This is a genomic window from Labrys sp. (in: a-proteobacteria), assembly GCF_047605565.1.
Classification (GTDB): domain Bacteria; phylum Pseudomonadota; class Alphaproteobacteria; order Rhizobiales; family Labraceae; genus Labrys; species Labrys neptuniae.
This window is the reverse complement of sequence record NZ_JASGFM010000001.1, coordinates 163,952-182,675: the sequence shown is the minus strand read 5'-3', so window position 1 is coordinate 182,675 and position 18,724 is coordinate 163,952. Positions and strand designations below refer to the sequence as shown.

The 18,724-nt window shown below is 65.6% G+C and carries 16 protein-coding genes; 1 reads left to right on the top strand and 15 read right to left on the bottom strand.

All coding sequences use genetic code 11. From position 1 onward, the window contains the following. Positions 1-687, top strand: a complete 687-nt coding sequence (locus QM672_RS00870; protein WP_311942790.1) for a GntR family transcriptional regulator — start codon at positions 1-3, stop codon at positions 685-687. 39 nt (positions 688-726) lie between these two features. On the opposite strand, the gene QM672_RS00865 is transcribed toward QM672_RS00870, so the two are convergent. The 15 genes from QM672_RS00865 to QM672_RS00795 all read right to left on the bottom strand — a co-directional run bounded on the left by QM672_RS00865 (position 727) and on the right by QM672_RS00795 (position 18,547). Further along, positions 727-1,494, bottom strand: a complete 768-nt coding sequence (locus tag QM672_RS00865; protein ID WP_415080362.1) for an SDR family NAD(P)-dependent oxidoreductase — start codon at positions 1,492-1,494, stop codon at positions 727-729. A gap of 1 nt (position 1,495) precedes the next feature. After that, positions 1,496-2,536, bottom strand: a complete 1,041-nt coding sequence (locus QM672_RS00860; protein ID WP_415080361.1) for a histone deacetylase family protein — start codon at positions 2,534-2,536, stop codon at positions 1,496-1,498. Between the two features lie 15 nt (positions 2,537-2,551). After that, positions 2,552-3,319, bottom strand: a complete 768-nt coding sequence (locus QM672_RS00855; RefSeq protein ID WP_415080360.1) for an SDR family NAD(P)-dependent oxidoreductase — start codon at positions 3,317-3,319, stop codon at positions 2,552-2,554. A 1-nt stretch (position 3,320) separates the two neighbouring features. Further along, positions 3,321-4,712 (bottom strand): glutamine synthetase family protein, encoded by a 1,392-nt coding sequence (locus QM672_RS00850; protein WP_415080359.1) that lies wholly within the window; start codon positions 4,710-4,712, stop codon positions 3,321-3,323. Further along, a complete protein-coding gene (locus tag QM672_RS00845; protein WP_415080358.1) occupies positions 4,712-6,100 on the bottom strand; it encodes an aspartate aminotransferase family protein in 1,389 nt (462 codons plus the stop codon). Before QM672_RS00845 ends, QM672_RS00850 begins: the two co-directional genes overlap by 1 nt. Positions 6,101-6,340: 240 nt before the next feature. Further along, the gene (locus QM672_RS00840; RefSeq protein WP_415080357.1) at positions 6,341-7,663 is read right to left on the bottom strand and encodes an NAD(P)/FAD-dependent oxidoreductase; all 1,323 of its coding nucleotides are present in this window, start codon (positions 7,661-7,663) and stop codon (positions 6,341-6,343) included. A 12-nt stretch (positions 7,664-7,675) separates the two neighbouring features. Then, positions 7,676-8,566: an ABC transporter permease gene (locus tag QM672_RS00835; protein WP_311942810.1), complete on the bottom strand. Its 891-nt coding sequence runs from the start codon at positions 8,564-8,566 to the stop codon at positions 7,676-7,678. A gap of 11 nt (positions 8,567-8,577) precedes the next feature. Beyond that, positions 8,578-9,528, bottom strand: coding sequence for an ABC transporter permease (locus QM672_RS00830; protein WP_415080356.1), 951 nt, complete (start codon positions 9,526-9,528; stop codon positions 8,578-8,580). Between the two features lie 161 nt (positions 9,529-9,689). Then, positions 9,690-11,363 carry a peptide ABC transporter substrate-binding protein gene (locus QM672_RS00825; RefSeq protein WP_415080355.1) on the bottom strand — a complete coding sequence of 558 codons (1,674 nt, stop codon included), beginning with the start codon at positions 11,361-11,363 and terminating at the stop codon, positions 9,690-9,692. Between the two features lie 81 nt (positions 11,364-11,444). After that, positions 11,445-12,776, bottom strand: coding sequence for an NAD(P)/FAD-dependent oxidoreductase (locus tag QM672_RS00820; RefSeq protein ID WP_415080354.1), 1,332 nt, complete (start codon positions 12,774-12,776; stop codon positions 11,445-11,447). 1 nt (position 12,777) lies between these two features. Beyond that, on the bottom strand, positions 12,778-13,476 hold the full coding sequence (locus tag QM672_RS00815) for an SDR family NAD(P)-dependent oxidoreductase (RefSeq protein ID WP_367625189.1): 699 nt from the start codon (positions 13,474-13,476) through the stop codon (positions 12,778-12,780). After that, a complete protein-coding gene (locus tag QM672_RS00810; RefSeq protein ID WP_149253889.1) occupies positions 13,473-13,994 on the bottom strand; it encodes a MarR family winged helix-turn-helix transcriptional regulator in 522 nt (173 codons plus the stop codon). Before QM672_RS00810 ends, QM672_RS00815 begins: the two co-directional genes overlap by 4 nt. After that, on the bottom strand, positions 13,991-15,634 hold the full coding sequence (locus QM672_RS00805) for an ABC transporter ATP-binding protein (protein ID WP_415080353.1): 1,644 nt from the start codon (positions 15,632-15,634) through the stop codon (positions 13,991-13,993). The genes QM672_RS00810 and QM672_RS00805 overlap by 4 nt, the downstream gene beginning before the upstream one ends. A 144-nt stretch (positions 15,635-15,778) precedes the next feature. Continuing rightward, entirely contained in the window at positions 15,779-17,137 is a 1,359-nt protein-coding gene (locus tag QM672_RS00800) for an MATE family efflux transporter (RefSeq protein WP_415080352.1), read from the bottom strand. Positions 17,138-17,233: 96 nt separating this feature from the next. Beyond that, positions 17,234-18,547: an MFS transporter gene (locus tag QM672_RS00795; RefSeq protein WP_415080351.1), complete on the bottom strand. Its 1,314-nt coding sequence runs from the start codon at positions 18,545-18,547 to the stop codon at positions 17,234-17,236. Positions 18,548-18,724 lie beyond the last annotated feature (177 nt).

Sequence of the window (18,724 nt, the reverse complement as noted above, 5' to 3'; positions counted from 1 at the left end):
ATGAGCACCGACAGTCTCGCCGCCGTCGAACCGGCCGACACCACGCCCAACCCGCTGCATCAGCAGGTCTACAGGACGCTGCGCGAACAGCTGATCATCGGCAATTTCCATCCCGGCAAAAGCATGAGCCTGCGCGGCATCAGCGACATGCTGGGCGTGGGCGTGATGCCTTGCCGCGAGGCGATCCGCCGCCTGGCCGCCGAGAACGCCCTGGAGGTCCAGCAGAACAGGCGGGTCTGCGTGCCGCATCTGACCGTGGCCCGTTTCGAGGAACTGATGAGCGCACGGCTCGCCCTCGAACCGCTTTGCGCCCGGCGCGCTTTGCCTTTTGTCGATAGCGACAGGCTGGAGCGCATGATCGCCCATGACGAGACGATGAACCGAAACTACAAGACCGGCAACGCCGACGTCTACATGCTCGCCAATTACAACTTCCACTTCGAGCTCTACCGCGCCGGCAATTCGGACGTGCTGGTGCCGTTGCTCGAAAGCGTGTGGGTGCAGTTCGGCCCCTTCATGCGCACCATCTATGATGTGGTCGAAGGCGCCGAGATCATCGACAAGCACAAGATGGCGATCGAGGCGATTCGCCGGAACGATGCGGATTCACTGCGCACCGCCATCGAGGCCGACATTCTCGATGGCATGTACCTGCTGCGGCATACGCTCGGCCTGGGCGCGAACTAACACCACAGTTGCAGTTTTCATTCGAAGGGGATTGGAGTGTCAGCCCTTGCGCTCCTGCAGGATGTTGCCGCCGTCCACCACCAGCACGGAGCCGTTAACGTAGCTTGCGCCGTCGGAGGCCAGGAAAGCCACCGCAGCGGCGACCTCGTCAGGGGTTCCTGCGCGGCCCGGCGGCGTAGCGCGGGCAGCGATGCGCTCCTCCTCGGTTGAGGAGCCCGTCTCGATCCAGCCCGGCGCCACCGCATTGACGGTGACGCCATCCCCGGCCACCTCCAAAGCGAGGGCGTGGGTCAGCCCGACCATGCCCGCCTTGGCCGTCGAATAGGCGGCTTCGCCGGGATTGGAGACATAGGGGCCGGTGACCGAGGCGACATTGACGATGCGTCCGTGGCGCCTCGCGATCATGGCGGGCAGGAAGGCCCGCGTCACCAGAAAGGCGGTGTTCAGGCTGACGTCGATGCCGCGATTCCATTCGGCCTCGTCGAGATCGACGAAGCGCTTCTGCACCGCCGGCTTCAGCACGCTGCCCATGCCGGCATTGTTGACGAGGATGTCGACATCGCCGGCCGCCGTCCGCAATCGGCGCACCTCGTCGGGCCGCGTGAGATCGGCAACTACTGCCCAGGCTTCGATGTCCTCGGCCTCCAGTTCCGCCGCGCGGCGATAGATCCGGTCGGTCGAGGCCGTGATCGCCACCGACAGGCCGGCACGCCCGAAGGCCTTGGCAATGGCGAAACCAATGCCGTCGGGAGCCCCGGCGCCCGTTACCAACACGGAGCGCGAGCGGACGAAAGATCCCGAAGCCATCTCACCCTCCCGCCTGTTCGAAGCCGGTCAGGACATTGACGGCATTGACCCCGAGCGCGCCGATGGCGTAGCCGCCTTCCATCACGAACAGGGTCGGCAGGCCCAGCGCCGCGATCCGTGCTCCGATCTCGCTGAAATGCGGGGTATCGAGCTTGAACTGGGAAATCGGGTCGTCCTTGTAGGTATCGACCCCGAGCGAGACCACCAGGGCCTGCGCATCGAAGGCCTCAATCCTGCGGCAGGCATCCTCGAAGGCGGCGGACCATTCCGGCCATTGCGTGCCTGAAGGCAGGGGATAGTTGAGGTTGAAGCCCTCGCCAGCTCCCTCGCCGCGTTCGCGGGCATAGCCGAGATGGAAAGGAAATTCGAAATCGGGATCGCCATGCATGGAAGCGACCAGCACGTCGGCCCGATCGTAGAAGATCTCCTGCGTACCGTTGCCGTGATGATAGTCGACATCGAGCACCGCGACGCGCGAGCGGCCGGCATCACGAAAACGCTGCACGGCGATGGCGGCATTGTTGAGGTAGCAATAGCCACCGAAGAAATCACGGCCCGCATGATGGCCGGGCGGGCGGCATAGCGAGAAGGCCGTGCGCTCGCCGCCGAGCACGGCATCGGCGCCGGCGAGCGCGGTGTCGGCGGCGCGCTTGGCCGCCTGCCAGGTGGTGGCGGTGATCGAACCGGCCATGTCGAAGGAATAGTAGGAAAGACGGGCATCGAGGCCGCGGGGCGCCTTATCGATCGGCGGCATGGAACGATGGCGCCAGCTATAGGGCCAGACCTCGCCATCGCGGCCGGCGGCCTGCCATTCCTCATACACGCCCTTGAGGAAATCGACATAATCAGGCGTGTGGACGCGCTTGATCGGTGCGAGCTCATAATCCTGCGGGGTCAGTATCGGCCCGAGGCCCACGTCCTTGACCCGTGCCAGGATGATCTCGGCGCGTTCCGGCTTTTCGAATGTCTCGACGATCTTGCCGAAGGAAAGCTCCATGCCGCTGTGATGGAGATGGTGGTCGGCGGTGTAGAAGGTCTTCATGCCATAAGCCCGGATTCAATAGCCTGCGGTGATGCCGAAATCGATGGAGAGGGCCGCGCCGGTGATCGGGGCGGCGCCGGGCTGGCAGAGATAGTGGATGAATCCGGCGATCTCCTCGGCCTTGATGAAACGGGCACTCTCGCCCTGCGGATAGTTGCCGAGCAGCCGTCGCTTATAGGCGTCGGGATCGCCGTCGCCATAGGTCACGGCCTGATACTCGATCATCGGCGTGGCGACGTCGCCGGGGCAGATGGCGTTGACGCGAATGCCCTGCGGCGCGAGTTCCAGCGCCAGGGCCTTGCTGAGCAGCACCAGCCCGCCCTTGGAGGCGCAATAAACGGCCGCGCCCTTGTTACCGACCAGCCCGGCATCGGAGGCGATGTTGACGATCACGCCCCGCGACGCCGTGAGATGAGGAATGGCGGCCGAGATCAGGAAGAACGCGCCCTTGAGGTTGACGTCGAGCACACGGTCCCAGTCCTCCTCGTTGACCGAGGTGGCGGGCCCCTCCAGCCAGACGCCCGCCGCATTGACGAGCACGTCGAGACCACCGGCCTCGGCCGCCCTCGCCACCACCTCGCGGCAGGCCTGGGCGGAGCGGATGTCGAGCGGCAAAGCGAGCACCTCGACACCCGCATCCGCCACCTTGGCCCGGGCCTCTTCGAGACGCGCGCCCGGAAGATCCGCCAGGACCACGCGCGCGCCGTCCTGGGCAAAGCGCAGGGCCGTCGCCAGCCCCATGCCACCGGCGCCGCCGGCAATCAGAATGGTCCGCCTGGTCATCTCAGACGACCTCCCCGTAAAGCTGCAGCTCCAAGGCGGTGATATCGGCGGCAAAACGCCGATATTCCGCCCGCTTGAGCGCCAGCAGCACATGGTGGAGGCGCTCGCCCAGGGCCTCCTTCAGGAAGGCCGAGCCGGCCGCCGCCTCGATGGCGCTGCGCCAATCGGCCGGCAGGGCATCATCGGCCGCGCTCGCATAGGCAGTGGCTGCCGGCCCCGGATCGCGTTGCGCGGCAAGGCCCCTGCGGATGCCCGCCAGCACGACGGCGCCAACCAGATAGGGGTTGGCATCGACCCCGGCGGCGCGCTGCTCCAGATGCCGGCCCTCCGGCGAACCGGCGGGAACGCGCACGGCGACGGCCCGGTTGTTGACGCCCCAGCTCGGCGCCGTCGGCGCATAGCTCTGCGCCGCGAAGCGCCGCCATGAATTGAGATGGGGCGCAAAGACCAGCATGCTCTCCGTCATGGTCTCCAGCAGGCCGGCAATGGCATGGCGCAGGGCCGGCGCGAGTTCGCCGTCGCGGTCGGCGAAGAGATTGGCGCCGTCCCGGCCTGCCAGGCTGGCATGGGCGTGCATGCCCGAGCCGGCGCGGCCGGCAAAGGGCTTGGCCATGAAGCAGGCCTTCATGCCGTGGCGGACGGCGAGCGCACGCAGCAGCCGCTTCAGCATGATCAGGTCGTCGGCGGCGCGCAGCGCATCCTCGCGATGGCGCAATGTCAGTTCGAACTGGCCTGGCGCATATTCGGAGATCAGCGTCTGTACCGGCAGGGCTTGCGCCTCGGCGGCGCGATAGACGGCATCGACGAAGGGCTCGAGGCGATCGAGCTCATCGACGCTGTAGACATGGATGCCGCCGAGCCTTTCGCCGGTCAGCGGCAGGCGGAGCGGCTGCGGGCGGCCATCTGCCGTCGCCTCGCGATCGAGCAGGTAGAATTCGAGCTCGAAGGCGGCGACAGGCTGCCTGTCCTCGGCCTGGAGCAAAGCCTGCTGGGCTGCCAGGGCATGGCGGGGATCGGCCGCCATCGGCGAGCCGTCGAGCTCGAACAGCGACAGGCGCACCTCGCCGCGCGGCGGCGATGTCCAGGGCAGCGGCACCAGGGAGCCGGCGATCGGCCAGGCGCGCCGGTCGGCATCGCCATCCGACCAGACCAGGCCGGTTTCCTCGACATCCTCGCCCGTGACGTCGAGGCTGAGAATGGAGCCGGGCAGATGCCGGCCACCGCGGAACAGCGGCAGGAGTTCCTCCCGCCTGATGATCTTGCCGCGGGCAATACCGTTGATGTCGACAAGGACGAGATCAAAGGCGCCGATCTCGGGATGATCGGCCAGGAAGGCCTCGGCTTCGGCAATATCAGCGGCCTGGGCCGGCCGCGTCGTCAGGGCGCCGGCCATTACGCCGCCTCCCCGGCCTGGCAGAAGCGGGCGAGGATCTCGCCATAGGCGGCAACCAGCTCCTGGGCTTGCGCCTCGGCCAAGGCCGGACTGACCAGGATCATGTTGTGGAAGGGGGTGAGCAGGAAGCCGCGATTGAGCAGGGACAGGTGCAATCCCTCCTCGATGACCGAGGAGGCGGCTTCACGGGCTTCCGCCGCGTTGCGCACCGGCTCGGAGCTGAACACCACTTCCAGCCGGGCGCCGACGCGGGTGACATGCCAGGGCAGGCCCTGCGCCCCGATGGCCTTGATAAGGCCTGCCTCGATGATGTCGGTTCGCGCGGCCATGGTGGCATAGGTCCCTGAGGTCATCACCTTTTCCAGGCTCGCCCTCAGGCAGGCGAGTTGCAGCGCACTGCCGGACAAAGTGGTGCCGATGCCGGAATGGCCATGGCTGTCGCGCGCTCGCCGCGCCCGGTCGAGCCCCTCGGCCACCTCGGCGCTCATGCCCCACACGCTTACCGGCACGCCGCCGCCGATGGGCTTGCCCATCACCATCAGGTCCGGCTCCAGGCCGTGCAGCATGGTGTAGCCGCCGAGGCCGGTGGAAATCGTATGGGTCTCGTCGATCAGCAATAGCGTGCCATGTTCGCGCGTCAGCCGCCGCAGCGTGTCGTGGAAACCCGGCGCAGGCAGGATCATGCCGCAATTGGTCATCACCGGTTCGGCCAGCACGCAGGCGACTTCACCGGACGCCAAGGCGCCGCGCAGCGCTTCCTCATCGTTGAAGGGAATGGCAATGGTGGTCTCGCCGAGATCGACCACCTGACCGAGCAGGCTCGCCCGCGAGAAAGTACGGCCATTGACGAGATCGACCAGCGTGTCATCGACGGCGCCGTGATAGCAGCCGTCGAACACCAGGATCTTGCGCCGCCCGGTCACGGCCCGCGCCACACGGATGGCGAAACGGTTGGCGTCGCTCGCCGTGGCGCCGATCTGCCAATGCGGCAGGCCGAAGCGCGCAGCCAGCAGTTCGCCGACGATCTCGGCATCGGCGGATGGCAGCATCGTCGTCAGGCCGCGATGGCCGGCATTGCGCAGCACTTCCAGGATCGGCTCGGGCCCGTGGCCGAACATGGCGCCGGTATCGCCGAGGCAGAGATCGACCACCCCATTGCCGTCGATGTCGGTGAGATGCACGCCGCTCGCCTGCTCGATCACCATCGGGAAGGGCATCGGCCAATCGAGCATCCAGTGCATCGGCACATTGTCGAAGAGGCCCTTGCCCTTGCGCTCCGCCATGGCCCGCGCCTTGGGACGACGCTCGGCATAAAGCTGCCGTTCCGCCGGCAGCAGGGCCTTCACCCGCGCCTCGATGGCTGCATTGTCGATCGGCGTGCTGGACACGAGGAACCTCCGCTGAATGGATTGTGGCACCGTTCATCGCCGAACGATGGCCCACGCTATTGTGATCACAATCAGCAGATTGAAGGTTATACTGTCAACATATATCCAGAAAAATCCGCGAATTGTGATCACGTTACGGCCCGTGATCGAAGTCTCCTCTCTTCCCGAGCGGACAGCAGGCGCGATCCAGCGGTCGCGCCCTTCAGCTCTCTGCAGTGGAAAATCGGGGAGTTTCCCGCGTCAGGCGTGCGGCGGCAGGGGCGCGCCGTCCATGCGGGTCTTCAGCCAATCGCGCGCCCGGTAGTAGCGCAGCGTGAGCTGGGGGCCGAAGCTCATATAGAAAGGCGCCTCGTGCAGCGGCTCGACCTTGAGCGAGAGCTCCTGCTCCGGCACGTCGAGCGCCCATTCCGAGAGGATGCCGCCGAGCATGCTGCCGGTGGGCACGCCGCGCCCCGACAGGCCGGTAAGGGCGACGATGCCGGGCGCCAGGCCGTAGAGACGGGGAATGGTCCTGGCCTGCATGTCGAGTTCGCCGAACCAGAAATACTCCCAGCGGATCTCCTGCCTGATCTGCGGATGCAGCCATTTCAGGCGATCGCTCATGACCTGGTGCGTATAGGCAAGGTCGCGCCCGCGCCGCCCCATCGGGAACATCGAGGCGACGATGCGGCCCTCGGCATTGTATTTGTAGACATAGATGTCACCGCGGCCGTCATGCATGGTGGTGTTCTCGGGCAGGACGGAGCGGCGCTCCTCCTCGCTGAGCGGTTGCGTCGCCGCCACGAAGACGCGCATGATCTTGAAGCTCTGGTCGAGCTTGGGCCAGCCCTCCATCGTATAGGCGCCGGTGGCGAAGATCACCTTGTCGGCCACCACGCTGCCATCAGCGGTATGGGCCACCCAGCGCAGGCCTTCGCGCGTGACATTGGTCACCTTCGAGCCCGTATGCAGTATCCCGCCTTCCTGCTGCACGGCCCGCGCCAGGCCGCGCGCATAGCCGAGCGGATTGAGATGGCCCGCCTCGCTGTGGAACCAGCCGCCATGGAAGCGCGGGCTGCCGGTGATCGCCTCCACCTCCGCCTTGTCGACGAAGCGGGTGCGGGCGCCGACGGCGTTGTATTCCTCGACCTTGCGCTTGATGGCATCGATGGCACCCGGGCGGGCCGCCGCCTGAACATAGCCGTTCTGCTGCCATTCGCACTGGATCTGGTAGCGCTCGATCATGGCGCTGACGCGGGCATTGGCCTGGGTCTGCCGGGCGATCAGCCTTTCGGCCCAGGGTTCGCCGAGCAGCCTGCGCAATTCGGGCAGGCTGAAATGGGTGAAGGTCGGCGTACAATGGCCGGCATTGCGGCCGGAGCCGCCGAAACCGGCCTGCTCGGCCTCCAGCAGCACCACGTTGACGCCCTTGCGCACCAGTTCAAGCGCGGTGGTGAGGCCGGTATAGCCGGCACCGACGATGCAGACATCGGCCTGCACGCGCCCGGCCAGGGGCACGGTGTGCGGGGTGGGAGCGGCCGTCGCATACCAGAGCGTCGCGTCGAAGGGCGAGAATTTCGACATGGCCAGGCCCTCTCAGTTCAGGTCGCTTCGGGCGTCGAGGGCATCGCGCAGCCCATCGCCGATGAAGTTGAAGCTGGTGACGGCGAGCGTGATCGCCACGCCCGGCACGATGGCGAGCCAGGGGGCATTGGCGAGATATTGCTGGGCCCCGTTGAGCATGTTGCCCCAGCTCGGCAGCGGCGGCTGGATGCCATAGCCCAGGAAGCTCACATAGGCCTCCAGCAGGATGGCGCGGGCCACCGTCAGCGTCGCCGCCACGATGATCGGCCCGATGACGTTGGGCAGCAATTCGCGGAACATGATCCAGCTGTTCGACAGCCCCACCATGCGCGCCGCCAGCACGAAATCGCGCTCGCGCAGCGAGCGCACTTCCGCCTCCACGATGCGCGCCACCTCCATCCAGCTGGTGACGGCGATGATCACCGTGATCATCAGCGGGCTCGGCTTGATGAAGGCCGCCAGCGTCAGGAGGAGGAAGATGCTGGGGAAGGACAGGAAGGCGTCGACGAAGCGCATCAGGGCTGAGCCGGCCCAGCCGCCATAATAGCCGGCGGTGACGCCGATCACCGTGCCGAGCGCCGTGCTGAGCAACATGGCGAAGAAGCCCACGAGCAGCGAGATGCGCCCCGCCATGAACAGGCGGGCGGCGAGGTCGCGGCCGAGCGGATCGGTGCCGAAGATGTGGTAGCCGGTGAAGGGCGGCGCGAAGCGGGCCCTCAGATCGATGAAGAGCTCGTCATAGGGCAGCAGGCGCGGGCCGAGGATGCAGGCAAGCGTCAGGAGGATGATCATTGCCAGGCCGACCATGGCGAGCCGATGCCGGCAGAAGCGCCGTACCGTGCGACTGCGCCACCAGCGCGGCTTCGGCGAAGGCGATGCGGGGGAAAGAGTTGCTGAGGCCATTGCTTTTCTCCCTAACCGAGCCGGATGCGGGGATCGACGAAGGCGACCAGCAGGTCGGCGATCAGATTGCCGATGAGCACCAGGATCGCCGAGAACATCAAAAGCCCCATGATCACCGGATAGTCGCTGTAGCCCAGGCTATCGAGGAACAGCCGGCCCATGCCCGGCCAGGTGAAGACGGTTTCCGTCACCAGCGCTCCGCTCAGGATGGTGGGTATCTGCAGGCCGGCCAGGGTGATCATCGGCAGCAGGGCATTGCCGATCACGTGCTTGACCAGCACGCGGCGCGGCTTCAGCCCCTTGGCCTTGGCCGTGCGCACGAAATCCTGGTTGATCACGTCGAGCGTGGCCGTGCGCATGTAGCGGCTCCAGACCGCCACATTCACCAGCGCCAGCACGATGCTGGGCATGATGAGATGGATGGCATAGTCGGCGAAGCTGCCGTCGCCCACCGTGAACATGTTGCCCGCCGGCAGCCATTTCAGCTTCAGCGAGAAGAGGTAGATCCCCACCAGGCCGAACCAGAAGGTGGGAATGGAGAGCGCGATCATCGCCCCCACCGTCGCCAGCGTATCGAACAGCGAATAGCGACGCGTCGCTCCCATCACACCGATCCAGGTGCCGATGACGATGGAAATCAGGGTTGAAAAGCCCATCAGCAGCAGCGTGGCGAAGAGATGCCCGCCGATGATGGCGAGCACCGGCTGGCCGTCGCGATAGGACCGGCCCCAATCGCCCTGCACCAGACGCCAGAACCAGTCGAGATACTGGATCGGCAGCGGGCGGTTCAGGCCCATCTGCTCGGCGATGCGATCGAGCGCCTCCTTGGTCATGCCCGGCGTGAGCGTGTATTGCGAAAGCGGGCCGCCGGGCGCCAGATTGAGCACAGCAAAACCGATGACCGAGACCAGCAGCAGCAGGATGAGGCTCTGCCACAACCGGCCAGCGAGATAGCGCAGCATGGGATCGTCTCCACTCGGCCGGCCTTATGGGCCGGCTGTCAGCAGGGTGGCGGGCCAATGCAATCGCTTCGGGTTGAGACCCCGGCCCACTCCCCTTCCCCGGAGGAGGGAGGGTAGGACGGAGCTCGTCTAATCCAAGCAATTGCCCCGGGGCAGCAGGCCTATTTGGCCCAGCGCCAGGTGTTGACGTTCCAGCTGTCGATGCGGTTGTTGATGTTGGGCAGGAAGCCCTCCACACCCTTCTTGCGCCCACGCACGGTGGCGTATTGATAGATCGGCAGGAAGGGCAGGTCGGTCCGCATGATCTCCTGGATCTTGAAGTAGAGCTTGCGGCGTTCCTCCGGCACGAAAAGGTTGCCGGCCTCCTTCAGGAGTTTGTCCACTTCGGGATTGGCATATTGCCAGGTGTTCTGGCCGTTACCGCCCTTCGCCCCGCTCGAAGTCGACATGAAATAGTCCGAGGTATCGGGATCCGGCCCGGTGATGAAGTTGATGCCGACGACAACGCTGTCGAACTTCGACAACATCCAGTAGTCGCCCCACATCACGGCCGGCGGCAGGTTGGAGATCGTCATCTCCACGCCGATGTCCTTGAAGGATTGCTGCATGAATTGCTGCACCTGCTCGCGCAGATGGTTGCCGGCCGTGGTCGAATTGCTGAAGGACAGGCGCACACCGTCCTTGGCGCGGATTCCGTCGGCGCCGGGCACCCAGCCAGCCTCGTCGAGCACCTTCTTGGCCTTCTCGGGATCGTAGTCCTGCTTGGGAAGGTCCGGATTGTAGTAGAAGGACTGCTGCGGCATGTAGGATTCGGTCGGGGCAGGCAGGCCGTAATAGAGCGCCTCGATGATCGTCTTCTTATCCAGCGCATGATAGAGCGCCTTGCGGACGGCCGGGTCCTTGAACTGCGGACGTTCCATATTGAATCCGACCGACTCGATGGTCGCATTCGGCACGACATCCACGACCTTGCCCTCGAGCGTCTTGGCTTCCTCGTAATGGTCGGCCGTGATCCATTGCAGGCCCAGGACATCGACGTCCCCGGTCTTGAACTGGGTGTACATCACCGTCATGTCGGGGATGTATTTGTAGACGATGCGCTCCAGATAGGGGCCTTCTCCGAAATAATCCTCGTTGGCGGCAAGCTCGATATAGTCGCCGGCGACGCGCTTGCTCCACTTGAAGGGCCCGGTGCCGACGGGCGCATTGTTGAAAGGCGCCGTATTCTTATCGGCAGCCTCGCCGAGGATGTGCTTGGGCACGATGAAGGTGGAGGCCAGGATCGAGGGATAGGGCGCGAAGGGCTTGTCCATGCGCCAGGTGATCTCGGTGGGCGACACTACCTTGATGTCGCGCACATGCTCGTGGCCGGTGCGCCGCCAGCTGCGGAAATTCGGGTCGACCATCAGTTCCAGCGTGAACTTGACGTCCTCGGCCGTGAAGGGCTTGCCGTCATGCCACTTCACGCCATCGCGCAGCTTGACCTTCCAATTGAGGCCGTCGGCGGAAATGCCGCCATTCTCCACGCTCGGCACCTCGACAGCGAGGGATGGCGTGAACTTGCCGTCCGGATCGACGTCGAACAGCGGATTGAACACGCTGTAATGGATGCCCTCGTCCACCTCGATATGGAGCAGATGCGGATTGAAGACCGTCGGCTCCTGCGAGAAGCTGATGACCATCTGGCCGGACGGCTTGTCCTTGCCGGCCGCCAGGGCCCCCTCCCGCCCGAGCAGGGCCGGCATCAGCAGCGCCGAGGCGCCGGTCGCTGCCATCAGGCCGAGAGCCTGCCGGCGATTGGGATGGGGAAACTGGTTTCGCTCTTGTTTCGACATGATGAGTTCCTCTGGAGAGTGGCTTTATTTTTATGGTTGTTGCAGTCGGTTGCCGGCCCGAGATCTCCCAGGCCGGCAGGCTTAGAACCCGCTGATCAGCTCGATCTTCGATCCGTCCGAGAAGCGGGAGAAACGGAAATTGGCCGGGTCGACCAAGGGCGGCCGTCCGGTGACGAGATCGGCCATCAACTTGCCGGCCGCCGGGCCGATGCCGAAGCCGTGGCCGGAGAAGCCGGTAGCGATGTGGAAGCCGGGTATGGCTTCGACCGGCGAGATCACCGGCACGGCATCCGGCGTGACGTCGATATAGCCGGCCCAGCGCTGCGCAATCTCTGCCTTGGCGAAGACCGGGAAGGCCTTGGTGAGATTGGCCAGGGCGACATCGGTCAATTCCTTCGCCGGCTCGGGATCGAGCACCCGGCAGCGTTCGAAGGGGCTGACCTCGTCCATCGCCCATTGCTTCGGCACGCGGGCTTCCTCGAAGAAGCGGCCACCCATCCTCAGATTGAGCGAACGCCATTCCTTGCGCAGCGCCGGCAGGAAATCGAAGAAGAAGCGGAAGCTGTTGGGCACGATGTCGACGACGTTCTCGTGCCCGGAGGCGATGGTATAGCCGCCATCCGCGCGCTTGCGCACGGCAAAGCCGTTGGACCAGATTGCCGGTCCCGGCCCGCCTTCCAGCGGCTTGGTGCGCAGGACGGAATTCTTCACCTTCAACTGCGGCAGGCGAATGCCGAAGCGGCCGGAGAACAGGCTCGACCAGGCTCCTCCGGCCAGGACGACGGCACTGCAGGCGATCGGCCCGCGTTCGGTGACGACGCCGCTGATCGCTCCGCCCGACGTCTCCACGCCGCGCACGGCGCATTCGGTCAGGATGGCGGCGCCCTTGCGCCGGGCCGCCTCCGCGATCAGGGGAGCGGCGCGCTGCGGCTCGGCGCGGCCGTCCTCGGCGGTGAACAGCGCCCCCTTGATGTCCATGGTGGTGCCGGGAAACATCCGCTTGTATTCGGTGCCCGAGATCATGCGGGAGTCGAGCTGGTAGCCGTCGAGATTGCGGTTCCAGCGCTCGTGGTCGGCATATTCCTTGTCGTTCTCACAGGTGAACATGATGCCGGCACGGGTATAGCCGGTGTCGCCTTCGACGCGCTGGTCGAGCGTCTTCCAGATCCTCAGCGCCTCGGCCATCAGGGGCACTTCACGCGGGTCGCGCCGCGAGATGCGTACCCAGCCCCAATTGCGGCTCGACTGTTCCTGGCCGATGCCGCCCTTCTCGCAAAGCGCGACCTTGAGGCCCCGCTCGGCCAGTTCGAGCGCCGTGGAGGTGCCGATGATGCCGCCGCCGATGACGACGACATCGACCTTGGCGGGCAGCGCCGCGTCGCCTTGGACGGGAATGATAGTGGGGCCGGGCATGTCAGTAGGACTCTTCGAGCTGGCAGTTGATGGTGAATTCGGCGACGCTGGCTTCGTTGGGCAGGTCGATCAGCATGGCGATGATGCGGGCGAGATCATGCGGCGAGGTCATCTTCTCGGCCGAGCGGTCGGTCAGGCTCAGAGCCATGTCGGTGGCGACGAAGCCGGGACAGATCGCGGTGGCGCGGATGCCGCGCTCGAAGCCTTCGTGACGGATGCCGTGCGCCAGGGCGACGGCCGCATATTTCGAGATGGAATAGAGGCCGGCCCGCGAGGATTTGACCCGCTTGCCCGACAGCGAGGCGATGACGATCACCCGCCCGCTCCCGCTCTCGGACAAGGCCTGCCAGGCCGCCTTGGCCAGGCGCCGCGGCGCCTTAACGTTCACGGCCAGCATGGCATCGAGATCCTCGTCCTCGGCCTCGATGACGTTCTTGGGGATCATGATGCCGGCATTGGCGACGATTGCATCGATGCGCCCGAAACGCCGCAGGGTCGCCTCGGTCCAGTCCGCCTCCGCCTGGGGATCGGCGGCGTCATAGGCCTGCAGATGCACGCGTTCCGGATCCGCCCAGGCGGGCTGCTCCGGCCGCCGCATGCCCAGCGAAAGCCGCCATCCCCGGCTGGCGAGCTCGGCCGCCACCGCCTGGCCGATGCCTCGATTGGCGCCCGAGATCAGGGCTACCCTCTGCTCGCTCATGCCACCTGTCCTTCCTTGTCGGCACTGTTCTGAGGCGGCATGCCCACGAAACGGCAATAGGCCCGTTTCAGGATGTCCATGACCTGTCTCTGCTCATGCTCGGGGATGAAGTCGAAGAAGCGTTTCGACTGCTCCGTCGCCAATACACGCACCTTGGCGGCCAGCTCGGCGCCGGCCGGCGTGATGTAAAGTTCGTGGGCCCGGCTGTCGTCGGACGAGATTTTGCGGGTGAGCAGCCCCTGCTCGATCATGTGGTCGACCAGCCGCCCCATGGCGGAACGGTCCTTCATCACCAGATGGGCGATCACCGAGGGGCGGATGCCGGGATGGCTGTCGACCAGCAGCAGCGTGGTGACCTTGCCGGTGCCCTTGGCCACTTCGAGGCCATCGAGCCATTCGTCGAGGTCTCGCGACACCGCCAGGCTGATCACCCGGATGTAGAAGCTGAGCGTATCCTCGAGCACATCGAGATCGATATGCGCGGGCAACGTCGGCGGTTTGGCCCGTTTCACCTTCATGCGGCCGGCTCCCACTCGCTGCCCGGAATGGCCGCCACCAGACGCTTGGTGTAGTCGTTCTGCGGTCTACGAAAGACCTGCGCCGGCGGCCCGGATTCGACGATCCGGCCCTTGAACATCACCGCGACCTCGTCGCAGATCTGGCTGGCAACGCGCAGATCATGGGTGATGAAGATCATGGCCAGATGCATCTCTTTCTGAATGCGCGCCAGCAATTGCAGGATCTGGGCCTGGATCGAGACGTCGAGCGCAGAGACCGCCTCGTCGGCGATCAGCAGGACGGGATCGAACATCAGCGCGCGGGCAATGCCGATGCGCTGGCGCTGGCCGCCGGAGAATTCGTGGGGAAAGCGGTCATAGGCGCCGGCATCGAGGCCGACGCGAGCGAGCAGGCCGACCGCCTTCTCCTTGGCCTTGCCGGCGGCCATGCCCTGCGCGATGGGCCCGACGGTGAGGATGCGGCCGATGGTATGGCGGGGATTGAGCGAGGCGTAGGGATCCTGGAAGATCATCTGGATGCGCGGGCGCAGCGGCCGGAACTCGTCCTCACGCAAGGGCGCGATATCCCGCCCCTCGAACAGGATGCGGCCGCCATCGCTGCCCATCAGCTTCATCAGTACCCGGCCCAGCGACGACTTGCCCGAGCCCGATTCCCCCACGAGCCCCAGCGTGCAGCCCTGCCGGATCGAGAAACTCACATCGTCGACGGCGCGTACCGGCGTGCCCTTGGCGAAGAAACGCCCCTGCCCCTGATAGGTCTTGCGGATCCCCTCCGCCTCGAGGATGACAGGGGGCAGAGCGGCAGGCGCGGCATCATCGGCCGCCATGCGCGGCACCGCCGCGATCAGCGTCCTGGTATAGGGATGCTGTGGCTCGCGCAGGACCTGGGCTGCCGTGCCCTGCTCCACCAGCCGGCCCTTTTCCATCACCACGACCCGGTCGGCGATCTCGGCTACCACGCCGAAATCATGGGTGATGAACATCACGCTCATGCCCTTGCGGCGCTGGATCTTGCGGATGAGTTCGAGGATCTGGGCCTGGGTGGTGACGTCGAGCGCCGTGGTCGGCTCGTCGGCGATCAGCACGTCCGGATCGAGGGCCAGGGCAATGGCGATCATCACGCGCTGGCGCTGGCCGCCCGAAAGGCGGAAGGGATATTGATGGCGGATGGTCGCCGGATTGGGCAGCCCGACCTCGCCGAGCAGTTCGACGACCTTTTGCTGCCGCGTGGCGGGCGTGCCCACGCCATGCGCCTCCATCGCCTCGGCGATCTGGTCACCGATGGTCATCAGCGGATTGAGGGCGGAAAGCGGATCCTGGAAAATGATCGAGACGGCCCGGCCGCGCAGGTCGCGCAGCTGCTCTTCCCGGGTCGCCAGCAGATCCATGCCCTTGAACAGGATGCGCCCGCCCGTCACCGTCAGCGATGACGACAGCAGGCCCATGATCGTGTTGGCGGTGACGGATTTGCCCGAGCCGGATTCACCGATGATGCAGAGGATCTCGCCGGCCTTGAGCTCGAAGGAGATGTTCTCGACGGCGTAGGGCCGTTCCATGTTGCGCGGCAGGCTGACGGTGAGCTTGTCGACCGACAGGATGGTGGCGCTCGGGGTTTTCGGCTCGGCGTCGGAGACCAGCATCGTGACCGTCCTTCCCAATCACCGGCGGGACATCAGCACCCCGCCCTCGATATAGTGGACGATTACAACTAATTTTGCCGGCGAGGCCAAGCGAAAATTTCAGGCAACGAAGGTATCGCAATGCCGCAATCCGGAGCAACCCGCTCAGGCGGCCTTGGTCTGGATGCCTGAAAAGGAGCCCGGCAACAGGCGGAAATAGGCCAGTCCCTGCCCGGCGCCACGCGCCACCAGGAAGCCGATCAAGGCGAGCCACAGGCCGTGATTGCCGAGGGGCTGCAGCAACCACCACAGCCCGAAATAGCAGGCGAGCGCCAGCGCCATCAGGTTGCGCATGGCTGCATTCCAGGTGGCGCCGACATAGACGCCGTCGAAGGTGAAGGCGAGCGCGCCTGCGATGGGCGTGACGGCGGCATAGGGCAGGAACTGCCGGGCCAGCTCGCGAACCGAGGTGCTGGTGGTCATGAAATCGATGAAGGCCCCGCCCGCCGCAAACAGCACGGCGGACATGCCGATCGCCAGTCCCAGGCTCCAGATCACCGAATAGCGCACCGCTTTTTCGAAGGACGGCCGATTGTTGGCGCCGATCGAGCGCCCGCTGAGCTGCTCGGCCGCAGTGGCGATGCCATCAAGGAAATAGCCCCCGACCAGGAAGAAATTGTTGAGGATGGCATTGGCGGCCAGCGTCACGTCGCCAGCCAGCGCACCCTGGCGCCCGAAGAAGACGAAGGCGGCCAGCAAGGCGAAAGTGCGCAGCATGATGTCGCGGTTGATCGCGATCATGCGCACGAATTTGGCCCTGTCGAAGACGAGGGACCGCGGCACGCCCAGATTCCCGCCGAAATGGGCAATCACTACGGCCAGGCCGGCGACGACGCCGGTGGTTTCCGCCAATGTGGTGGCCCAGGCGGTACCGGCGACGCCCCAGCCCATTCCCAGCGTGAACAGGATGCAGAGCAGGATGTTGACGACGTTGATGCCGATCTGCAGCAACAGGCCGGTGGTGGTCCGTCCCAGGCCGATCAGCCAGCCGAGCACGGCATAATTGGCGAAGGCGAAGGGAGCGGACCAGATGCGGATGGCGAAATAGACCTCCGCCGCATGGGTCACCTCGGGCGAGGCGCCGAGGAGCGGGAAGGCGACCGCCGCAATCGCGCGCTGCAGTGCCACCATGGCGAGGCCGAGCACGCCCGCCATCACCAGCGCTCGCAGGAACACGGCCCGTTGCTCCAGCCTGTCGTCGGCGCCGACGGCCTGCGCCGTCAGGCCGGCGGTACCCATGCGCAGGAAGCCGAAGCCCCAGAACAGGAAATCGAACAGGAGGGCATTGAGCGCCACCGCCCCGAGCAGGGCCTCACTGCCGATCTGGCCGATCACGGCGGTGTCGACCAGCCCGAGCAGCGGGGTGGACAGATGGGCCAACGTCATCGGCGCGGCGATGCCGATGACGATGCGGTGGCTGACGGGAACGGGGCGGATGGGGGCGTCGATCGAAGCGGCGGGCATGGGCGGTGATTTTCCTCGCGCCTTGGTAGCCCCAATCAAGAGTCATTCCAAGGTGCCCCGCCCAAGATACCCCCGAGCCGATTTGCCCGCCCCCCGTTACGAGCCGTTCCCGGGAACCGGTTGCGCCAGGCGCAACGCACCTTGCCCGGCATTTTCCTTCTCGACCTCCTCGGCGAGTTCACGGCCCCGCGTTTCCGGCAGCAGGGCGATGGCGAGGAGCACGAAGAAATAGGCGCTGACGGCCGTGACGGCCATGGCGTCGCGCAGCAGGAGATGGCCGCCTGCCGTCATCAGGCCGATGACCGTGGGAAAGAAGGCGCCGGCGGCCCGGCCGAAATTATAGGCAAAGCCCTGGCCGTTGCCCCGGATGGCGTTCGGGAATAATTCGGTGAAATAGGGCCCGAGAGCGCTGTAGATGCCAAGAGCCGCAAAGCCCAGCACGAAATCGAGCGCGAACATCACCACCCCGCCACCCGGCAGATAGAGGAAGGCCGGAATGAAGATCCAGTTCAGCAGGGCAAAGAGCAGGAAGTTGCGGCGGCGGCCGATGGCATCGCACAGATAGGCGGCGACGATATAGCCGACGAAGGAGCCCACGGTGAGGACGAACATGTGATAGCCCACACCCACGGTGGAGATTTCCCGCACCGTCTTCAGGAAGGTCGGCAGCCAGATCACCATGGAAAAGCCGCCCGCCTGCACGCCGAAGGCCAGGAGTGAGGTCAGGCAGGTGGTGCGCAGATAGCGCCGGTGGAAGATCATCAATGGGCTCGCCGGCGCCTCCCCGGCTTTCACTCTCCTCTCCCGGGCCGCCAGGAAGACGGCAGGCTCGGGCACGCCGCGCAGGGCGAGCAGGACCAGAATGGCCGGCGCTGCCCCGAGCCAGAACATCCAGCGCCAGGCCTGGGTATCAGGCAGCGTCGCGAACAGGATGGAGGAGAGGATCGCCGCAATGGCGTAGCCGATCGCATAGGCGCTCTGCACGGTGCCGACGGCCTTGCCGCGATATTCGGAACGGATGATCTCGCCCATCAGCACCGAGCCGGCAGCCCATTCGCCGCCGAAGCCAATGCCCGACAGGATGCGGGCGGCAAGCAGCTGCTCGAAGGAGTTGCAGAAGCCACTCAGCACGGTGAAAAACGAAAACCAGAGGATGGCGAGCTTCATGACGCGCACGCGCCCGATGCGGTCGCTCAGGATACCGGCCGCCCAGCCGCCGATGGCGGAGGAGATCAGGGCCGAGGTTCCAAGAAAGCCGGCCTCGGCATTCGTCATGCCCCATACCGCGATCAGGGTCGGGATGAGAAAACTGTAGAGCTGGGTGTCGAGCGCATCGACGGCCCAGCCGCCGAAACAGGCATAGAGCGTCTTGCGCTCGGTACGATCGAGACTGGTGAACCAGGCGAACATGCATTCCTCCCTGCTTCCGGCCTTATGTTGGAGGCTGCGCGTCCGACCGTCCTGGCAGAAGCGAGCAATGGGGCCGGTTATGTCGATAGGCCTTGAACCGGCGCTGCGTGAGCATCGGATATGCGTCTGCACTCGGCGGCCCGAAAATGCCGCCGAAACTCATTGCGAAACTCAAAC